Source organism: Sphingomonas sp. CBMAI 2297, assembly GCF_029870595.1.
Classification (GTDB): Bacteria; Pseudomonadota; Alphaproteobacteria; order Sphingomonadales; family Sphingomonadaceae; genus Sphingomonas.
The window spans coordinates 230,006-250,458 of record NZ_JAPDIR010000001.1; the positions used below are offsets into that span (position 1 = coordinate 230,006).

Genomic DNA, 20,453 nt, shown 5'->3' on the forward strand with positions numbered 1-20,453 from the left:
ACGGGTAGCGCATTGCCCGGTCAGTCCGCAAAGGGATCGCGGACCAGGCCAGCTCAGTCCGCGAAGGGATCGCGGACCAGGATCGTGTCCTCGCGCTCGGGGCTGGTCGAGACCAGGGCCACCGGGCAGCGGATCAGTTCCTCCACGCGGCGGATATATTTGATCGCCGCCGCCGGCAGCTCGGCCCAGCTGCGCGCGCCCGCAGTGGTTTCCTGCCAGCCCGGCATCGTCTCCCACACCGGCTCGACCGCGGCCTGATCGGCGGCGTTCGAGGGATAATAGTCGATCTCCTCGCCGCGCAGCCGGTAGCCGATACAGACCTTGATCTCGTCGAAGCCGTCGAGCACGTCGAGCTTGGTGAGCGCGATGCCGGTGATGCCGGAGACGGCGGCCGACTGGCGCAGCAGCACCGCGTCGAGCCAGCCGCAGCGGCGCTTGCGCCCGGTGACGGTGCCGAACTCGCGGCCGCGCGTGCTCAGCCGCTCGCCCACGTCATTGTCCTGCTCGGCGGGGAAGGGGCCCGAGCCGACGCGAGTGGTATAGGCCTTGGCGATGCCCAGCACGAAGCCGACCGCGCCCGGGCCAATGCCCGAGCCCGAAGCGGCGGTGCCCGCCACCGTGTTCGACGAGGTGACGAACGGATAGGTGCCGTGATCGATGTCGAGCAGCACGCCCTGCGCGCCCTCGAACAGGATGCGGCGGCCCCGCTCGCGCGCGGCGTTGAGCGCGCGCCACACCGGCTGGGCGAAGGGCAGGACGAAGCCGGCGATCTCGCGCAGCTGCTCGAGCAGCGCGGCGCGGTCGATCGGCGGCTCGCCGAAGCCGGCGCGCAGCGCGTCGTGATGCGCGGTCAGGCGATCGAGCTGGGGGCCGAGATCGTCGAGATGCGCGAGATCGCAGACCCGGATGGCGCGGCGGCCGACCTTGTCCTCATAGGCGGGGCCGATGCCGCGCCGGGTGGTGCCGATCTTGCCGGCGCCGCTCGCATCCTCGCGCAGCCCGTCCAGGTCGCGGTGGAAGGGCAGGATCAGCGGGCAATTGTCCGCCACCATCAGCGTGTCCGGCGTCACGTCCACGCCCTGGGCGCGGATCCGCTCCACTTCGTCGCGCAGCGCCCAGGGATCGAGCACCACGCCGTTGCCGATCACCGAAGGGGTGCCGCGCACGATGCCCGAGGGGAGCAGCGAGAGCTTGTAGACATTCTCGCCGACCACCAGCGTATGGCCGGCATTGTGGCCGCCCTGGAAGCGCACGACCATGTCGGCCCGCTCGGCGAGCCAGTCGACGATCTTGCCTTTGCCTTCGTCACCCCATTGGGCGCCGATAACCGCTACATTTGCCATGGATACACGTCTCCGCCTGCCGGGGCGGGCCCGAAGCCGCCCTTCGACAGGACTCGGCGGCTGGGCGGTACGGAGGCCGGGGCGCGGGGCGCCGGAGCCGCGGCGCGCATGGCCCCTGGGGGCGATTCGGTCAAGACCCTAAGCGTCCAGCGCCGCGCGCACGGCGGTGGCGAGGCGATCGAGATCGAAGGGCTTGGCGAGGATCGTCTCGCCGGCCACGCGCGCCGTCTCGGGCGCATAGCCGCTGGTCAGCAGCACCCGGAGCCCCGGCAGCTTGGCCCGGGCACGCGCGGCCAGCTCGTGCCCGGTCAGCTCCGGCATCACCACGTCGCTGAACAGCAGCGAGATGTGCGGCGCCCGGTCGATCAGCCGCAGCGCCTCGGGGCCGTCGCGCGCGCCGAGCACCTGATAGCCGAGCTCGCGCAGCGCCTCGATCGAATAGTTGCGCACCCGCTCCTCGTCCTCGACGACGAGCACCACTTCGCCGGGCCGCCCGCCGGCGGGGGCCGATGCGGCCCGCTCGGATCGCGCCGCCGGCGCCGCGCCCTGGTGGACCGGCAGATAGAGATGGACGCTGGTGCCCTGGCCCGGCGCGGTCTCGATCCGCACCGCGCCGCCGGACTGGCGGACGAAGCCGAACACCTGGCTGAGCCCGAGGCCGGTGCCCTTGCCGACGCCCTTGGTGGTGAAGAAGGGATCGAAGGCACGCGCGGCGACTTCGGGCGTCATGCCGGTGCCGCTGTCGGCCACGGCGATCTCGACATAATCCCCCGGCTGCAGCTCCAGCCCCGCCGCCGCGGCTGCGTCGAACCGCGCATTGGCCGTGGTGAGCACCAGCCTGCCCCCGCCCGGCATCGCGTCGCGCGCATTGACGGAGAGGTTGAGGATCACATTCTCGAGCTGGTTGGGATCGGCGAGCAGCGGCGCGATGCCGGCGGGCAGCACGGTCTCCACCGTCACATCGTCGCCCAGGGTGCGGACGAGCAGCTCGATCATGCCCTCCACCATCGCATTGGCGTCGATCGCCACCGGGGCGAGCGGCTGCTGGCGGGAAAAGGCGAGCAGCCGCTGGGTGAGCCCCGCGGCGCGGGTGGCGTCGTCGCGCGCGGCGGTGACGTATTTGCCGATGTCGCGATTGCCCTGCTTCAGCCGTCGCTCGAGCAGGTCGAGCGCGCCGATCACCACGGCGAGCATGTTGTTGAAGTCGTGCGCGATGCCGCCGGTGAGCTGGCCGACCGCCTCCATCTTCTGCGCCTGCCGTAGCCGCGCTTCGGCCGCCATCAGCTGCTCGGTGCGTTCGCGCACCGCCGCCTCCAGCGCCTCGCGCGAGCGGGCCAGCACTTCGCGCGCGTCGACAATGTCCTGGATGTCGGTGCAGGTGCCGAACCAGCGGGTGATCCCGCCCCGCTCGTCGCGCACCGGCTGGGCGCTGCCCAGCACCCAGCGATACCGTCCCGAGCGATGGCGCAGCCGATATTCGATCCGGTAGCGCGCGCCCGTCTCCAGGCTGTGGTGCCACACCGCCCAGGTGCGCGCGCGGTCGTCGGGATGGAACATGTCCTTCCACGCCTCGCCATCGGTGCTGCCCAGGGGCACGCCGGTATATTCGTACCAGCGGTCGTTATAATAATCGTGATAGCCGTCGGGCAGCGATGACCAGACCATCTGGTCGATCGAATTGGCGATGGCGCGGAACTTGGCCTCGCTTTCGCGCAGCGCGGCCACTGCCTCGATGCGCTCCACCGCGTCCCAGGCCGTCTCCGCCACGGCTTCGACAAAGGCGACTTCCTCGGCCGACCAGCGGCGCGGGCCGGCGGCGTTGATCGACATCACCGCCACCCATTGCCCGCCGCGCAGCAGCGGCACGCCCACGCCCGCCCCGGCGATATGCGCCAGCCCCGGCGCCTCGCGCGCGACATCATGGAGGATGACGGTGCGCCCGCTGCGATAGGCCTGGGCATTGTCGCCCAGCGCGTCGATCGCCAGGGTTTCCTCCAGCGGCGCGAGCGTGCCGTTGCTCCAATGGGGGCCGAAGCGCACATCCTCGCCCTGCACGCGGTGGAAGCCCACCCGGTCGAGCCCCAGCTGCTCGCCCAGGGCGGCGGCGGTGAAGCGCATCACCGAATCGGCCGAATCGAGCGCGCGCTGGTGATCGGCCAGCGCCGCGAGAAATGCCTGTGCCTCGTTCGCCTCGCGCAGTTCCTCGGCGGCGTCGCGCGCGGCTTCCTCGGCCAGCTTGCGCTCGGTGACGTCGAAGGCGACGCCGGGGAAGCGCAGCGGCCGGCCCTCCTCGTCGAAGGTCGCGCCGCCCTGGGCGCTCACCCAGCGCAGCGTGCCGTCGGGCTGGATCAGCCGATATTCCTCGCTGAACGGCACCCGCTCCTCCAGCGTGCGGGCGATGCCCGCCTCGAGCCGGGCGCGGTCGCCGGGGTGCACGTTGACGAAGAATTGCGCGATCGGCGTGCCGGTGCCGGCCAGCCGCTCGTCGACGCCATAGAGGCGCAGGAAGCGGGCATCGGCGGTGACCAGGTCCGCCGGCACGTCCCATACCCAGGTGCCGACGCCGAGCGAGGCGTTGAGCGCGAGCTGCAGCCGCTCCTCGCTCCGCCGCAGCGCCTCCTCCGCGGCGGCGCGCTCGCTCACATCATTGGCGACGACGAAGATGTCGGTGGTGTCGCCATTCTCGTCCTTGACCGGCTGATAGACGAAATCGACGACGCGCGTCTCGGGCGGCGCATCGGCGCGGTGCCGGAACAGCACCGGCACGCCATCGGCACGAAAGGCCTCGCCGCTGGCAAGGACGCGGTCGAGCAGGGCGACGAAGCCCTGCTCGATCAGCTCGGGCAGCGCCTCGGCCACCGTCCTGCCGAGCACCGGACGCCCGCCGACCAGCGCGAGATATTCGGAATTGGCGAATTCGAAGCGATGCTCCGGGCCATGGAGCAGCGCCACCGCGCCGGGGGCCTGCTCGAACAGGTCGCGCAGCCGCGCCGCCTCCGCCAGGCGCGCCCGCTCCGCCAGCACGGAGCGCGTCGTCTCATTGCCCTGGTTGATCAGCCCGCATATCCGGCCCGCGCCGTCGCGGAGCGGCGTGAAGCTGTAGTTCCACCAGGTCTCCTGGCGGCGGCCGGCCCGCTCCGTCGCCACGAGCTGGTCGTAGACCGCGAAGCCCTGCCCGGTGGCGATCACCCGCGCCATCTGCGGGCCGACCATGTCCCAGGCGTCGCGCCACACTTCGCGCGCCGGGCGGCCCAGCGCGCCGGGATGGCGCGCGGCCAGGATCGGCGCCCAGGCATCATTGTAGAGCAGGTGGAGATCCTCGCCCCAATAGATGGCGGTGGGGAAGGCGGAGGCGAGTGCCAGGTCGAGCGCGAATCGCAGCGCGTCGGGCCAGGTTCCGGGTGCCCCGAGCGCGTGATTCGCCCAGCCGAACGCGCGGATTCGCTCCGCCATCTCGCCTTCGTGATCCAGAAAGCGCGGCGGGGCGTTCATGCCTCGACCGATGCGGGGCCCCGGCGCCCGAGTCAACTCGACTTGGCCGCGCGGGCGGCTATGGATGGGGCAAAGGAGAGATTGATGAAGCTCGCAAGCCTGAAGAACGGCCGTGACGGCAAGCTGGTCGTCGTTTCGAACGACCTGGCCTGGTATGCCAGTGCCGACATGATCGCCCCGACGCTGCAGGCGGCGCTCGACAATTGGGATCGGGTGGAGACCGATCTCCGCAACCTCGCCACCGATCTCGACCATGAAGTGATCCCGCGCGAGCGCTTCCACGAGCGGCTCGCCGCTGCGCCGCTGCCGCGCGCCTATCAATGGGCCGACGGCTCGGCATATGTGAACCATGTCGCACTGGTGCGGCAGGCGCGCGGGGCGGAGATGCCCGACAGCTTCTGGCACGATCCGCTGATGTACCAGGGCGGCAGCGACGGGTTCCTCGGCCCGCGCGACCCGATTCCGCTGGCCGACCAAGCCTGGGGCTGCGACCTCGAGGCCGAAGTGGTGGTCGTCACCGGCGACGTGCCGCTGGGCGCCAGCCGCGAGCAGGCGCTCGCCGCGATCCGGCTGGTCGGCCTCACCAACGATGTCTCGCTGCGCAACCTGATCCCCGGCGAGCTAGCCAAGGGCTTCGGCTTCTTCCAGTCCAAGCCGGCCAGCGCCTTCTCGCCGGTCTTCGCCACGCCCGATTCGCTGGGCGACTGGTGGCAGGACGGCAAGCTCCACCGCAAGCTGATGGTCGATGTGAACGGCCAGGCCTTTGGCCGGGCCGAGGCGGGTGTCGACATGACCTTCGACTTCGGCACCCTGGTCGCGCATGCCGCGAAGACGCGCCGGCTCGGCGCCGGCACGATCATCGGCTCGGGCACCGTTTCGAACCGCGGCGCGGATGGCGGGCCGGGCAAGCCGGTGAGCGAGGGCGGCGTCGGCTATTCCTGCATCGCCGAGATCCGCACGATCGAGACGATCCGCGGCGGCGCGCCGGTCACGCCCTTCCTCAAGGCCGGCGACACGGTGCGCATCTGGGCCGAGGACGATCGGCACCACCCGATCTTCGGCGTGATCGAGCAGACCGTGGGGGGATAGGGCGCCCGGAGCGAACCGCAGAGGGGGTAGCTTGCGAATGCCGGTCGGCGTCCCGATCTTCAGGTCCGGCCAGGCTGGTGGAGCATCATGACCGTCGAGAGCTTCTACAGCGTGTTCGAGACCGTGGCGGGCTTTGCCGCCATCGGCTGGAACGCGCGGGGGATCAGCAGCTTCCGGCTGCCCCCGGGCACGGCGCGGGAGGCGGAGCGTTCGCTGCTTCGCCGCCTGCCCGACGCGAAGGCGGTGGCGCCGCCGCCGACCGTGCAGGCGGTGATCGACGATGCGCGGCGCTATTTCGCCGGGGAACGCGTCGACTTTACCGGCGTGGCCGTGGATCTCGGACGGCAGGAGCCCTTTTTCGCGCGCGTCTATGCCCAGGTGCGCCAGCTCGGCTGGGGCGAGACGGCCACCTATGGCGCGATCGCCAGGACGCTGGAGGCGGGGCCGGAATTCGCCCGCGATGTCGGCCAGGCAATGGCGGGCAACCCGGTGCCGCTGATCATCCCCTGCCACCGCGTGACGGCGGCGAACGGACGCATCGGCGGCTTCTCCGCGCCCGGCGGGTCGCTGTCCAAGGCGCAGATGCTCGCGATCGAGGGTGTCGAGGTGAAGGACGGCATCGTTACCCGGGACATGCCGCAGCTGGGCCTGGGCTTCTAGGTTCAAGGCGCAATCGGCAGGCGCCGTCATCCCCGCCTGCGCCGGGATGACGGGGAGAATGCGGGGATGACGGGTAGAATAGGAATGCCCGACCCTAGAAGCCGAACGACCCCTGGCGGTCGATCAGCGGCCAGCGGCCCAACTCGATATGCCGGTGCGCGCCCAGGATCGAGTGGATCAGCACGAAATCGGTGGCGTCCCAGCCGATCGGCGCGATCCTTTGCGTGAAGGGGCGGCCCTTGCGGTAGAGCAGGGTCACGTGCGGATGGAAGTCCCAGCCCCGGCGGAGCAGGGCAGCGGCGGCCAGGCCGCGCTGCAGCTGGCGGCCCAGCTCGGCGAGCGCGGTGATGCTGCGGCCGGGGCGCAGCGCGATCGAATCGCCGCCCGCCGAGATGCGATCGAGCAGGACCGGCACCGGCGCCGCCGCGACCTGCTCGCCGATCGCGATCAGCTCCCTGGCCTCGGCATAGGGGCGATGGCCGAAATCCTCGGTGATGCCGAGGGTCATGTGCAGCCGGTCATTCTCGACCAGTGCATCGGCCAGCCCGAGCCGGTCGCGCTGGACGCCGATCAGGTTGCGGGCCAGCGGCACCGGGCGCAGCGCGTAGAACAGGCGGTGTCCGTGGATCGGCATCAGTGGAAGTCCCGCGAGCGGACGGGGATCAGGTCCGGCGCCCTGAGGCTGCGGCGCGGCGGCCAGCTGCCGGCCGCGTGCGGCCGGTCGCGCGGGTCGATCTCGCCGCCATGCCGCGCGCCGTCGCCGGGCATGGTCATGTCCGGCAGGTCGAGCTCGCCCACTTCGCGCAGCCAGGGCGTGAGGTCGGTGATCCGCTCGGCGACGAGATGGATGACAATCCCCTCGCGCTGCACCCGGCCGGCGATCGCCAGCATCGTGGCGGACATGACCGTCCGGCGATTGGCCTCGAACCGGTCGGCCCAGAGCACGGCATTGGCGATGCCGGTCTCGTCCTCCAGCGTCACGAACACCACGCCCTTGGCGCTGCCCGGCCGCTGGCGGACGAGGATCAGCCCGGCGACTTCCACCCGCTGCCCGTCCTTCATGTCCAGCAGGTCCGCGCAGCGCGCGATCCGCCGCGCCGCCAGCCGGGCGCGCAGGAAGGAGAGGGGATGGGCGCGCAGCGACAGCTGGGTGGCGCGATAATCCTCCACAACCTCGCGCCCCGCGGTGAGCGGCGGCAGCGTCACCTGCGGCTCGATGCCCTCGGCCATGGTCGCGCCCGCGCGGGCATCGGCGGCGGCGAACAGGTCGAGCGGCGCCTGCCCCAGTCCCTTGATCGCCCAGAGCGCCTGGCGCCGGCCGAGGCCGAGCGCCTGGAAGGCATCGGCGCGCGCCAGCCGCTCGAGCGCGGCGGGCTTCACGCGCGCGCGGCGCCAGACGTCCTCGATCGACGCGAAGGGCGCCTGGGCGCGCGCCTTCAGGATCGCCTCGGCATCGCCCTGGGCCAGCCCCTGCACGATCCGCATGCCGAGCCGGATCGGCTGCAGGCCCGCCCAGTCCGCGTCGGTGCCGCAGAACTTCGCGTCGCGTGGGCGCGGGTTCGGCCCCTCGGGCACCATTCGCGTGTCCCAGTCGCTGTCGTTGATGCAGACGGCGCGCGCCTCCACCCCGTGCGTGCGCGCATCGCGGATCAGTTGGGCGGGCGCATAGAAGCCCATCGGCTGCGCGTTGAGCAGCGCGGTGCAGAACACGTCCGGATGATGGCATTTCATCCAGCTCGAGGCATAGGCGATCTTGGCGAAGCTGGCGGCGTGGCTCTCGGGAAAGCCGTAATTGCTGAAGCCCTTGATCTGCTCGACCATCTGCGCGGCGAAGGTCTCGCTGATTCCGTTCCTGCGCATGCCTTCGATCAGCTTGGGGCCGAACTCGCCGATATCGCCGCTCGACTTGAACGTCGCCATCGCGCGGCGCAGCCGGTCCGCCTCGCTGGCGGTGAAGCCGGCGCCGACGATCGCCACCTGCATCGCCTGTTCCTGGAACAGCGGCACGCCCAGCGTCTTCTTCAGCACCGCCTTCAGCTTGGGCGAGGGATAGTCGACCAGCTCCGGATGCTGCCGGCGCTTGAGATAGGGGTGGACCATGTTGCCCTGGATCGGCCCGGGCCGGACGATCGCGACCTGGATCGCCAGATCGTAGAAATCCACCGGCTTCATCCGCGGCAGCATCGACATCTGCGCGCGGCTCTCGATCTGGAACACGCCGAGCGTATCGGCCTGCTGGATCATCTCGAAGGTGAGGGGGTCGTTCTCCTGCATCCTCGGCGATGCCAGGGTCAGGTGCGTCCGCTTGTGCCGGGCCAGCAGGTCGAAGGTGCGCCGCATGCAGCCGAGCATGCCGAGGCCGAGGATATCGACCTTCATGAAGCCCAGCTCCTCGATGTCCAGCTTCTCCCATTCGACAACATGGCGATCGACCATCGCGGCGGGCTCCACCGGGATCAGGTCGTGCAGCCGGTCGCGGGTGAGCACGAAGCCGCCGGGATGCTGGGAGAGGTGGCGCGGCGTGTCGACCAGCTGGCGCGCGAGCTCCAGGGTCAGCGCCAGCCGCGGATCGTTGCGATCGAGGTTGAGCGCATCTGCATGGCGATCGTCGACGTCGTTCGACCAGCCCCAGACCTGGGACGAGAGCGCCGCGGTCATGTCCTCGGGCAGGCCCATCGCCTTGCCGACTTCGCGCAGCGCGCTGCGCGAGCGGAAGCGGATAACGACCGCGGTCAGCGCCGCATGGTCCTGGCCGTAATTCTCGTAGATCCACTGGATCACTTCCTCGCGCCGCTCATGCTCGAAATCGACGTCGATGTCGGGCGGCTCCTTGCGCTCGGTCGAGATGAAGCGCTCGAACAGCAGCTGGTGCTTGATCGGGTCGATCGACGTGATGCCCAGCGCGAAGCAGATCACCGAATTGGCGGCGCTGCCGCGCCCCTGGCACAGGATGTGCTGGCTGAGCGCGAACTGGACGATCGAATTGACCGTCAGGAAATAAGGCGCGTACTGCATCTTCGCGACGAGCCCCAGCTCATGGGTGAGCAGGTCCTGGTGCGCCTGGCTCGGCTTGCCGGCGAAACGCTGCCTGAGCCCGTTCCAGGCAAGCGCGGCGAGCGCGTCCTGGGCGCTGCGGCCATGGATGACTTCCTCCTCGGGATATTGATGCTTCAGGTCGCGCAGGGAAAAGGTGCAGCGTTCGGCGATCGCTGCGGAGGCGGCCAGCGCCTGCGGATAGTCGCGGAAGCGGCGCGCCATCTCCTCGGGCGATTTCAAATGCCGGTCGGCGCTGCGCTCGCGGCGGAAGCCGAGTTCGTCGATCGTGCATTTCTCGCGGATCGCGGTGACGACGTCCTGCAGCATGCGCCGGTCGGGCGTGTCGTAGAGCACGTCGCCGGTGGCGAGCGGCGTGAGGCCGAAGCGGCGGGCGGCGCCGTCGAGCGCGTGCAGCCGCATCGCATCCCCGGGGCGGCGATGCCAGGTGAGGCAGACATGGCCGCGCCCCTCGAACAGGTCCGCCATCCAGCGCAGTGCCTGGGGATCGCCGGTATCGGCAAGGCCGGGGACGAGCGCGCCGACCATCCCCTGCGCCGCTTCGGCAAGATCGTCCCAATGGAGGAAGCACCGGCCCTTCTCGCCCTTCTGCGCGTCGGCCCGCGACTTGCCCAGGGTGAGCAGTCGCGTGAGCCGGGACCAGGCCGCCACATCTTCCGGCCAGACCAGCACCGCGCTGCCATCGACCAGGTCGAGCCGGCAGCCGGCGATCATCCGGATGGGAATGCCGGCATGGGAGAGCTGCTCGGCGGCGACCAGCGAACGCACCACGCCGCCCACCGAATTGCGATCGACGATGCCGAGCGCGGGCAGGCCCAGCTGCGCGCCCGTGCGGAACAGGTCCTCGGGCGAGGAGGCGCCGCGCAGGAACGAGAAATGCGTCGTCACCTGGAGCTCGGAATAGGTCATCCGAACACGCCGTGGAGATACCAGCTGAGATCGCCGGTCACCGCGCGCTCGCCATCGCCCGAACGGAACAGCCAGTAGCGGCGGCCCGCCTCGTCCTCGACGCGGAAATAGTCGCGCACGCTCATCCGCTCGGCGTCGCGCTTCCACCATTCGCCCTGGATCCGCTCGGGGCCGTCGGCATGGATCACCTGATGGGCGCGGCCGCGCCAGGTGAAGCGGCGCGGGGCATGGTCGGGCAGCTCGGCCATGACGTGATCCAGCCGTTCGGGCCGGGCGAGCAGCCGCGCGGGGCGCGGCCAGCACGGGTGCCAGGGCGGCAGGGGCGGATTGCGATCGAGCTGGCGGACATCGTCGCGCTTCGCGCGCAGCGCCCCGCGCGCGGGCGGATCGAGCACCGGCGCGCGCGCCAGGGATCGCTCGGGCACGTCGCTTTCCACCGGCCGCATCCGCCACAGGGCGGCCAGGCCGATCCGCGTCGCCAGCGTGTCCACCAGCGTGGCGAGGTCGGGCGCGGCATCCTCGTCCAGCCGCTCGACCACCGGCTCGGGCCCGAGCACCCCGGCGCGGCGGACATGGAGCGTGATCGCATCGATGCCATAGCCGGGTTCGACATCCTCGATCCGGCGCCGGAGCAGGCGCAGGAGGTGCGCGCCGTCGCGGCTCGGCCGGGCGAGGCCGATGCGGATGCGCTGCGGCACGCCGTCGACGCGCTCGGCGACGCACTCGAGCGCCTGCACGCCCAGCCCCTCCGCCTCGAGCGCGGCGGCGAGGCGCGGAGTGAGCACGCCCAGCCAATGCGCGATCGCCTCGGCGGTGGCGATCGGCTCGGCGAAGCGCTGGCGGACGGCGATCGCCTCGGGCGGGATCACCGGATCGAGCGGCTCGGCGATGCGGCCCAGCGCCTGGTCGAGCCGCAATGCCGTGCCGCTGCCGAAGCGGCGGACGAGCGGCGCGCGGGGCAGGGCGGCGAGCTGGCCGATCCGTTCGACGCCCAGGCGCCTGAGCAGCTCCACCGCGGCCCCGTCGATGCGCAGCGCCGGGGTGGGGAGATCGGCGAGCGCGCGCGCCTGCTCGCCGGGCGGGCAGATGCAGCTTCCCCGGTAGCGGGCGAGCGCCCAGGCGGCGCCCGGCGTGTCGGCGACGGCGATGCGGGCGGCGAACCCGGCGCGGGCGAGCAGGCGGGCAATGTGCCGCGCCATCTGCTCCTCGCCGCCGAACAGGTGCGCGGTGCCGGAAAGGTCGAGGAACAGTCCGTCGGTGCCCGACAGCGCCGCGACCGGCGACCAGCGCCGCGCGGCGAGGATCGCCAGGCGCTTCAGCGCGGCGAGATCGCCCTCGGGATCGGCGGGGCGGATGTCGAGCCCCGGCACCTGCGCGCGCGCCTGGGTGATCGCCATGCCGGGCCGCAGCCCCAGTGCCTGGGCGGCGGGGCAGGCGGCGGCGATCTCGATCCGGCTGCCGCTGCGGATGGAAGTGACGAGGGGGGCGTATAATTCGTCCCCCAGCTCGCTGGGGGAGGGGGCGCGCGCAACGCAGTCGGGTGGTGGAGGGGCAGCGGGCGAAGCCCGCCGGCTGATGGCGGCGGCCCCGCCACCACGCCGCTTCGCGGCACGGTCCCCCTCCCCGAGCCGAGCTCGGGGAGGAACTGGTTCATCCGCCTGCGCCCATTTCGCGCCCGGCCGCCAATGGCCCTCATGCTGGGCCGGCTTGCGGAGTGGCGCCTGGGGCGTGGGGAGCGCGCGCGCGTCAGGCCGCGCGGCGGGGCGCGCTTCCGCCCGCCACAGCCTTTCGATGGGCCACAGCGGGAGGAAGAGCGCAGCGACCCGTTGCATCGCATGCCTCCACTATCGTCTCGAAACCCTCGCCCCCCTTTTGCCGCGCCAGCTCCAGCCGCCAGCGCGGCCGCCCGACGCCCGCCACCGGCAATGGCGCCGAAGGGGCGGACGTCACGCGCCAGCGCGTCACCGCCGCCGAGGGCATGCCGATCGGATCGCTGCCCTCGCGCGCGGCGCGCTTCAGCAGCAGCGCGATCGTCCGCCCGCCCTCCGCCGCCAGCTGGAGCCGGCGCGTCGCGGTCATGTCCGCGCGCCTGGCCTCGCCGATCACCGCGCCCAGGCCGCGATGGCGCAGCCCTTCCTCCATGATCGCGAGCAGCTCGGCATCGTCCTTCGCCTCGGCATAGATCAGCCTTTTGGGATCGAGCCCCGACTGGGCGAGGCCGGGCGCGAACAGGTCGCGCCGCCGCACCACCCAGAGCACCGGGCCCCAGGCGCGTGCCGCGAGCCCGGCGAGGAACAGGGTGGCCGCGCAATCATCGGCCATGTCGCTCGTGCCCGCCGCGACTTCGTGCAGCGCATCGAGCCTGAGACCGCCATCGGCAAGGCGCGAATCGATCGCCTCGATGCCGAAGGGCAGCGAAGGCCGCCGGCGGAAGCCACCGGTCTCGAGACCGCGCAGCGTCTCGCGCAATTGCTTCAGGACGGCAGGATCGGCCATGGGGCACGCGACTCGAGGAATAGGATGTTCCTATTCTGTTCCTTATTGCCGACGAGTCAATTGCCATTCCGCGGCGCGTGCCTAAGCTCGGCCGCAATTCGTCGTTTCCAGGGAGCCATCGGAACTTGATCCGCAACCTCAGCCGCCGCCAGGCGCTTCTCGGCACCAGCGCCTTGCTCGCAACGCCTTTCATGGGGAGCCTCATGGCCAAAGCCGCCGACACCGCAGATGCTTCGCCGCTGCTCGCGCCCTGGCCGGGCGGCTATGGCGGCGTGCCTCCCTGGGACAAGTTCCGCGCCGAGATGTTCCCCGCCGCCTTCGAGGCCGCGATCGCCGAGCAGCGCCGGGAAATCCATGCGATCCGCGATGCGCGCGCCGCGCCGACCTTCCACAATGTGACCGAGCCGATGCAGCTGGCCGGCGACATGATGGACCGGGTCCAGTCGGTCTGGGGCGTCTACACCAGCAACCTGGCCGACAAGCAGGTCCAGGCGATCGATCGCGAATGGAGCCCGAAGCTCACCCGGGCGAATGACGCGCTGTTCCTCGATCCCCTGCTCTTCGCCCGGGTGAAGGGCGCGTACGACACGCGCGCCGGCCAGAAGCTCGATGCGCAGCAGCTCCGCCTGCTCGAGCGCAGCTATCGCGGCTTCGTCCGCCGGGGCGCCGCCCTGTCCGATGCCGAGCGCGCCGAGGTCAGCCGGCTCAACCAGGCGCTCGCCAGCGCCTTTGCCGATTTCAGCCGGCGCCTGCTGGCGGACGAGGAAAGCTGGATTGTCCTCGACAGCGAGGCGCAGCTCGCCGGCCTGCCGGACAGCTTCAAGGCCTCGCTCAGGGCCGCGGCGGAGGAGCGCAAGCTGGCCGGATGGGCGGTGGTCAACACCCGCTCCTCGGTCGCGCCCTTCCTCACCTATTCGACCGACCGGGGGCTGCGCGAGAAGATCTGGCGCGCCTTCGTGATGCGCGGCGACAACGGCAATGCCAGCGACAACAAGGCCGGCATCGCCGAGATCCTGAAGCTGCGCCAGCAGCGCGCCAGGCTGCTCGGCTTCAGGAACCATGCCTATTACCGCATGGACGACACCATGGCCGAGACCCCGGCCAATGCGATGAAGCTGATGATGGCGGTCTGGCCCGCCGCCCGCGCGCGCGTCGCCGAGGAAGTCGCCGACATGCAGGCCCTGGCCGACAAGGAAGGGGCGAAGATCACGATCGAGCCCTGGGACTATCGCTTCTATGCCGAGAAGGTCCGCAAGGCGAAGTACGACCTGGATGAGAGCGAGGTGAAGCCGTATCTCGAACTCGGCAACATCCTCCAGGGCGCCTTCTACGCCGCCGGCCGGCTCTATGACCTGGGCTTCAGGGAAGTGAAGGACGTGCCGGTGTTCGACCCCGCCGTGCGCACCTTCGAAGTGACCGACACGCGCACCGGCAAGAATCTCGGCATCTTCTATTTCGACGGCTATGCCCGCTCGGGCAAGCGCTCGGGCGCCTGGGCGACGCGCTATCGCGGCCAGCAGAAGCTCGGCGGCGCACGCAACACGCTCGCCTCGAACAACAACAATTTCGTCAAGGGCGGCGCCGGCGAGCCGACGCTGATCAGCCTCGACGATGCGACCACGCTGTTCCACGAGTTCGGCCACGCGATCCACAGCCTGCTCCAGAACGTCACCTATCCGGGGCTGGCCGGCACGCCGCGCGACTTCGTGGAATATCCCAGCCAGGTGAACGAGAACTGGCTGCTCACCCGCGACGTGCTCGACAAGTACGCGAAACACTACAAGACCGGCGCGCCGATGCCGGCGGCGCTGGTCGACAAGATCGAGAAGTCGTCCACCTTCAACCAGGGCTTCGACACGGTGGAATATCTCGCCTGCGCGATCCTCGACATGCAGCTGCACGACCGCGAGGAACCGGTGACCGACATCGCCGCCTTCGAGAAGGAAGCGCTGGCGGCGCTCGGCATGCCCAGGGAGATCGTGCTGCGCCACCGCATGCCGCAGTTCAACCACCTCTTCTCGTCCGATGCCTATTCGGCCGGCTATTATTCCTATCTCTGGTCCGAGACGATGGACGCGGACACCTGGGCGGCGTTCCAGGAGACGGGCAATGTCTGGGACAAGAAGACGGCGGACCGCTTCCGCGCGACTTTGCTCTCCACCGGCAACGAGACCGACCGCAAGATCGCGTACCGCGCCTTCCGCGGGCGCGATCCGGACGTGTCGGCGCTGTTCAAGCGGCGCGGATTCCCGGTGGCGTGACGGCGCACATGACCAACTATTTCCCGCCGGGTGATTGGTTTAAGCAAAGCGGAGAGGCGGCCCTCTCCGCGATGCGCGAGCCCGCACTTTGGCGCGATACGTCGATCGAGGGCTATAGCCGCCGTTCACGGCTGCTCGTAGTGCCAAGCTTCCAGGCGCCCTATGCGATTCGTATCGACCAACCGCTTGGAGATCTGCCCGAGGCGCATTTCGTGGAAACGGACGGCATGGGCGGCTACGATCCCGGGCGGGTGGCCTCGCGGGAGCGAGGGTTTCTGGAAGGCGAAATCATTGCCGCGCTCCAAGATCATATCCGGGAGGCGCGCCTCGGCGAGCGGTTGGTCGAGCCGGAGCCAGGGAAGGACGATTTCGGAAATCCCAGCCCGGATGCCTATCAATCAGTATGGCTCGACGGCGCCAAGGTGATCTTCGAAGACAGGACGGTGGAGGGTTATGCGCTGGTGTCTCGCAGCGACGGCGATCTTGACGCCGCGCTCAAGGTACTCGCGCAGGTGTTCCTGTCGGCGCGAGGTGCGGCCCAGCGCTGATTTTCATCGCGAATTCCCAGCATTTTGCCCGACATTTCAGGTCAGTACCCCTGACCTACTTGCGCGGGCCTTTGAAATTTTATAACAATGGCGCGAAACGTGATTCCCGCGCGTTTGGCGACGGGAGCCTATGTCCGGAGAGCCCATGTCGAGCGAGCGCGACCGCGCCAATCTGCCCCCGCTTGCGCTGCACGTGCCCGAGCCGCGATTCCGCCCGGGCGACGAGGCGGACTTCAGCGACATCGTGGTGCCGGCGGCCGGCGCCACCCGCCGTCCCGACACCGCCGACCGTGCCGACAGCTTCCATGAGCTGGCATATGGCCTGGTCCGCGTGCTCGACGACGAAGGCAATGCCGTCGGCCCCTGGGACCCGCGGCTCGACGCCGATGCCAAGCGCCGCATGCTCCGCGCGATGGCGCTCACCCGCGCGTTCGACGAGCGCATGTTCCGCGCCCAGCGCCAGGGCAAGACCAGCTTCTACATGAAGTCCACCGGCGAGGAGGCCGTCTCGATCGGCGCGGCGATGGCGCTGGCCGGCGACGACATGTGCTTCCCCTCCTATCGCCAGCAGGGGATCCTCATCACGCGCGGCTATCCGATCGTGCAGATGATGAACCAGATCTATTCGAACAAGGCCGATCCGCTCGAGGGCCGCCAGCTGCCGATCATGTATTCGTCGAAGGAGTTCGGCTTCTTCTCGATCTCGGGCAATCTCGCCACCCAATATCCCCAGGCGGTGGGCTGGGCGATGGCGAGCGCGGCCAAGGGCGACACGCGCATCTCCGCCACCTGGTGCGGCGAGGGCTCGACGGCGGAGGGCGACTTCCATTCGGCGCTCACCTTCGCGACCGTCTACAAGGCGCCGGTCATCTTCAACGTCGTGAACAACCAGTGGGCGATCTCGAGCTTCTCGGGCTTTGCCGGGGCCGAGGCGACCACCTTCGCGGCGCGGGCGATCGGCTATGGCATCGCGGGCCTCCGCGTCGACGGCAATGACGCGCTCGCCGTGTATGCGGCGACCGAATGGGCGGCCGAGCGCGCGCGGACCAACCAGGGCCCGACGCTGATCGAGCATTTCACCTATCGCGCCGAGGGCCATTCCACCTCCGACGATCCGACGGCCTATCGCTCGGCCGGCGAGCCCAATGCCTGGCCGCTCGGCGACCCGATCCGCCGGTTGAAGGAACATCTCATCGCCATCGGCGAATGGGATGAGCAACGCCACGCCGCGCAGGACCTCGAGCTCGCCGAACTGGTCAAGGCGTCGCAGAAGGAAGCCGAGAAGAACGGCATCCTCGGCCACGGCATGCACCAGCCGTTCGAATCGATGTTCGAGGGCGTGTTCGAGACGATCCCCTGGCACCTGAAGGAACAGCAGCAGCAGATGCTCGACGAGCAGAAGGCGGCCGGCCTGTGAGCCTGGTCCTCAACCGCCGCGCGCTGGTGAAGGGGGCGGGTGCCCTCGGCGCCGTCGCGGTGCTGCCGCCCGGCCTGCTCCATGCCGCCACGATCGGCGATCCCGAGACGATCGACCTCGCCGTCTCGCCGACGCGCTCGACCAAGCTGTTTGTCTGGAAGCCCGCCAGCCCCAGGGGCGTGGTGCTGTTCTCGACCGGCCATGGTTCCTGGCCCGAGCGCTATGATCGGCTGATCTCGATGCTGCTCGGCCAGGGCTTTGTCGTGCTCGCGCCGGTGCACGTCGATTCGATGCACTATCCGGAGCGCGACAAGTTCACCTTCCTCTCGGGCCTGCCCGAGCGGTTCGTCGACATGCGCGCGACTGGTGCGCACGCGGCAAAGGCATTTCCCGGACTGCCGGTGATCGCTGCCGGGCACAGCTTTGGCACGCTCGTTTCGCTCGCCCTCGGCGGTGGCTTGCCGCAGTTCAAGGCGCGCAATCCGGCGGTGAAGGCGGTGCTGGGCTTCTCCTCGCCCGGCAAGGCCCCCGGGCTGGTGCCGGCGAACGCCTATACCAGCGTCGAAGTGCCGGTGATGATCGTCACCGGCACCGAGGATACGGTGCCGCCGGTCATGGGCCACGCCACGGCGGCGGCGGAACATCTCTTCCCGGCCGAGACCGCGCCCGCCGGCACCTATGCGCTGGTCGTCGAGGGCGGCACGCATCAGCTGGTCGACGACGCCGTCCGCTTCCCGCGCGCCGAGGCACCGGCGCAGCTGTTCGTCGATGCATATGGGCTGGGCGACGCCAAGGCGCGCCGCAAGCTCGATACATGGAAACCTTCGGCGGGCGACCGCTGGACTATTCGCAAGGCACAGGCATGACCGAGATGGTCACCGAAGCGGGTGCAACCACCCAGATGAACATGATCCAGGCGATCAATTCCGCCATGGACGTGATGATGGCGCGCGATCCGAACGTGATCGTGATGGGCGAGGATGTCGGCTATTTCGGCGGCGTCTTCCGCGCCACTGCCGGGCTCCAGGCCAAATACGGCAAGGCGCGCGCCTTCGACACCCCGATCACCGAGATCGGCATCATGGGCGTGGCGATCGGCATGGGCGCCTATGGCCTGCGCCCGGTGCCCGAGATCCAGTTCGCCGATTACATCTATCCGGCGCTCGACCAGCTCGTCTCCGAAGCCGCGCGCCTGCGCTATCGCTCGGCGGCGGACTTCACCGCGCCGATCACGATCCGCTCGCCCTATGGCGGCGGCATCTTCGGCGGCCAGACGCACAGCCAGTCGCCCGAGGGCATCTTCACCCATGTCTCGGGCATGAAGACGGTGATCCCCTCGACGCCCTATGACGCCAAGGGCCTGCTGATCGCGGCGATCGAGGACAACGACCCCGTGCTCTTCCTCGAGCCCAAGCGCATCTATAACGGCCCGTTCCACGGCCATTACGACCGCCCGGCCAAGACCTGGGCCGATCATCCCGGCGCGCAGGTGCCCCAGGGCTATTACCGCGTCGAGCTGGGCAAGGCCGCGGTGGTCCGCCCGGGCGAGGCGGTGACGATCCTCTGCTACGGCACGATGGTCCATGTCGTCGCCAACACGGTCGAGGAACTGGGCGTCGACGCCGAGATCGTCGACCTGCGCACGCTCGTCCCGCTCGACATCGCGACGATCGAGGAATCGGTGAAGAAGACCGGCCGCTGCCTGATCGTCCATGAGGCGACGCGCACCTCGGGCTTCGGCGCCGAGCTCTCGGCCCAGGTGCAGGAGCGCTGCTTCTACCATCTCGAAGCGCCGATCGAGCGCGTCACCGGCTTCGACACGCCCTACCCGCACAGCCTGGAATGGGCCTATTTCCCCGGCCCGGTCCGCATCGGCACCGCCCTCAAGAAGATCCTGAAGGACTAACATGGCACGCTTCACCTTCCGCCTGCCGGACATCGGCGAAGGCATTGCCGAGGCCGAGATCGTCGCCTGGCACGTCAAGATCGGCGACAAGGTGTCGGAGGACCAGCAGGTCGCCGACATGATGACCGACAAGGCCACGGTGGAGATGGAATCGCCCGTCTCCGGCGTGGTGGTCGAGCTGGCCGGCGAAGTCGGCGACCAGGTTGCGATCGGCTCGGCGCTGATGGTGATCGAAGTCGAGGGCGACGATGTTGTCGAGACGCCGGCCGCGGAACCGGCCGAGGCGGAGACGCCGGGTGTGGAGGAAGTCGTTGAGGCTGCTCCGGCGCCCGCACCCGCGCCCGCACCCATGCCCGCTCCGGAACCTGCGCCCGTCGCAGCATCCGAGCCCGTCGCGCACAAGCAGGTCCTCGCCAGCCCGGCGGTGCGCGCCCGCGCCAAGGATCTCGGCATCGACCTCGCCAGCGTGAAGGCGGACGGCAACCATGTCCGCCACGCCGATCTCGACGCCTATCTGCGCTACGGTAGCGGCCAGGGCTATCACGCCCCGCACGCCAGCCGCGCCCGCGAGGATCAGCCGATCAAGGTCATCGGCATGCGCCGCCGCATCGCCGAGAACATGGCCGCATCGAAGCGCGCCATCCCGCATTTCACTTATGTCGACGAGATCGACGTGACCGCGCTGGAGGCGATGCGCGCCGACCTCAACGACAATCGCGGCCAGCGCCCCAAGCTGACCATGCTGCCGTTCCTCATCGTCGCGATCTGCCGGGCGCTGCCCGATTTCCCGATGATCAACGCGCGCTATGACGACGAGGCCGGGGTGGTCACGCGCCATGGCCGCGTCCATCTCGGCATGGCGGCGCAGACCGATGCGGGCCTGATGGTCCCGGTGATCCGCGACGCGCAGGACAAGAATGTCTGGCAGCTCGCCGCCGAGATCGGCCGCCTTGCAGAGGCCGCGCGCACCGGCAAGGCCAAGTCGGAGGAGCTGTCGGGCTCGACGCTCACCGTCACTTCGCTCGGCCCGCTCGGCGGCATCGCCACCACCCCGGTGATCAACCGGCCCGAAGTGGCGATCATCGGCCCGAACAAGATCGTCGAGCGCCCGATCTTCGCTAAGAATAGTCAGGGGGGCGACGAGATCGTCCGCGCCAAGCTGATGAACCTGTCGATCAGCTGCGACCACCGCGTGGTCGACGGCTGGGACGCGGCGAGCTTCGTCCAGGCAGTGAAGAAGCTGCTCGAGACTCCCGTCCTGCTGTTCGCGGATTGAGC

General features: G+C 69.8%; 14 protein-coding genes. 8 read left to right on the plus strand and 6 right to left on the minus strand.

From position 1 onward, the window contains the following. Positions 1 to 53: 53 nt before the first annotated feature. On the minus strand, positions 54 to 1,343 hold the full coding sequence (locus tag OMP43_RS01195) for an adenylosuccinate synthase (RefSeq protein WP_280277670.1): 1,290 nt from the start codon (positions 1,341 to 1,343) through the stop codon (positions 54 to 56). Between the two features lie 138 nt (positions 1,344 to 1,481). Then, positions 1,482 to 4,835 (minus strand): PAS domain-containing protein, encoded by a 3,354-nt coding sequence (locus tag OMP43_RS01200; RefSeq protein ID WP_280277671.1) that lies wholly within the window; start codon positions 4,833 to 4,835, stop codon positions 1,482 to 1,484. Positions 4,836 to 4,919: 84 nt separating this feature from the next. Between OMP43_RS01200 and OMP43_RS01205 the strand changes: the two genes are divergently transcribed. Both OMP43_RS01205 and OMP43_RS01210 read left to right on the plus strand, forming a co-directional pair. Further along, entirely contained in the window at positions 4,920 to 5,924 is a 1,005-nt protein-coding gene (locus OMP43_RS01205; protein ID WP_280277673.1) for a fumarylacetoacetate hydrolase family protein, read from the plus strand. Between the two features lie 87 nt (positions 5,925 to 6,011). Beyond that, positions 6,012 to 6,584 carry a methylated-DNA--[protein]-cysteine S-methyltransferase gene (locus tag OMP43_RS01210; protein WP_280277674.1) on the plus strand — a complete coding sequence of 191 codons (573 nt, stop codon included), beginning with the start codon at positions 6,012 to 6,014 and terminating at the stop codon, positions 6,582 to 6,584. Between the two features lie 94 nt (positions 6,585 to 6,678). Here OMP43_RS01210 and OMP43_RS01215 read toward each other — a convergent pair whose 3' ends face one another. From OMP43_RS01215 to OMP43_RS01230, 4 genes are all read right to left on the minus strand, one after another. Continuing rightward, positions 6,679 to 7,218 carry a 2'-5' RNA ligase family protein gene (locus OMP43_RS01215; protein ID WP_280277675.1) on the minus strand — a complete coding sequence of 180 codons (540 nt, stop codon included), beginning with the start codon at positions 7,216 to 7,218 and terminating at the stop codon, positions 6,679 to 6,681. Then, entirely contained in the window at positions 7,218 to 10,547 is a 3,330-nt protein-coding gene (locus tag OMP43_RS01220) for an error-prone DNA polymerase (RefSeq protein WP_280277676.1), read from the minus strand. The genes OMP43_RS01215 and OMP43_RS01220 overlap by 1 nt, the downstream gene beginning before the upstream one ends. Further along, positions 10,544 to 12,052, minus strand: a complete 1,509-nt coding sequence (locus OMP43_RS01225) for a DUF6504 family protein (RefSeq protein WP_280278085.1) — start codon at positions 12,050 to 12,052, stop codon at positions 10,544 to 10,546. Before OMP43_RS01225 ends, OMP43_RS01220 begins: the two co-directional genes overlap by 4 nt. A gap of 241 nt (positions 12,053 to 12,293) precedes the next feature. After that, the gene (locus tag OMP43_RS01230) at positions 12,294 to 13,043 is read right to left on the minus strand and encodes a protein ImuA (RefSeq protein ID WP_280277678.1); all 750 of its coding nucleotides are present in this window, start codon (positions 13,041 to 13,043) and stop codon (positions 12,294 to 12,296) included. A gap of 125 nt (positions 13,044 to 13,168) precedes the next feature. On the opposite strand from OMP43_RS01230, the gene OMP43_RS01235 reads away from it, so the two are divergent. From OMP43_RS01235 to OMP43_RS01260, 6 genes are all read left to right on the plus strand, one after another. Continuing rightward, entirely contained in the window at positions 13,169 to 15,304 is a 2,136-nt protein-coding gene (locus tag OMP43_RS01235; protein WP_280277680.1) for a M3 family metallopeptidase, read from the plus strand. A gap of 8 nt (positions 15,305 to 15,312) precedes the next feature. Then, on the plus strand, positions 15,313 to 15,852 hold the full coding sequence (locus OMP43_RS01240) for a hypothetical protein (protein ID WP_280277681.1): 540 nt from the start codon (positions 15,313 to 15,315) through the stop codon (positions 15,850 to 15,852). 145 nt (positions 15,853 to 15,997) lie between these two features. Beyond that, positions 15,998 to 17,269 (plus strand): 3-methyl-2-oxobutanoate dehydrogenase (2-methylpropanoyl-transferring) subunit alpha, encoded by a 1,272-nt coding sequence (locus OMP43_RS01245; protein ID WP_280277682.1) that lies wholly within the window; start codon positions 15,998 to 16,000, stop codon positions 17,267 to 17,269. Further along, positions 17,266 to 18,135 (plus strand): hypothetical protein, encoded by an 870-nt coding sequence (locus OMP43_RS01250; RefSeq protein ID WP_280277683.1) that lies wholly within the window; start codon positions 17,266 to 17,268, stop codon positions 18,133 to 18,135. Before OMP43_RS01245 ends, OMP43_RS01250 begins: the two co-directional genes overlap by 4 nt. Before the next feature lie 35 nt (positions 18,136 to 18,170). Continuing rightward, positions 18,171 to 19,175: an alpha-ketoacid dehydrogenase subunit beta gene (locus tag OMP43_RS01255; protein ID WP_280278086.1), complete on the plus strand. Its 1,005-nt coding sequence runs from the start codon at positions 18,171 to 18,173 to the stop codon at positions 19,173 to 19,175. A 1-nt stretch (position 19,176) separates the two neighbouring features. Continuing rightward, complete coding sequence (locus tag OMP43_RS01260) at positions 19,177 to 20,451, plus strand: dihydrolipoamide acetyltransferase family protein (protein WP_280277684.1); 1,275 nt, start codon at positions 19,177 to 19,179, stop codon at positions 20,449 to 20,451. Positions 20,452 to 20,453: the final 2 nt, after the last annotated feature.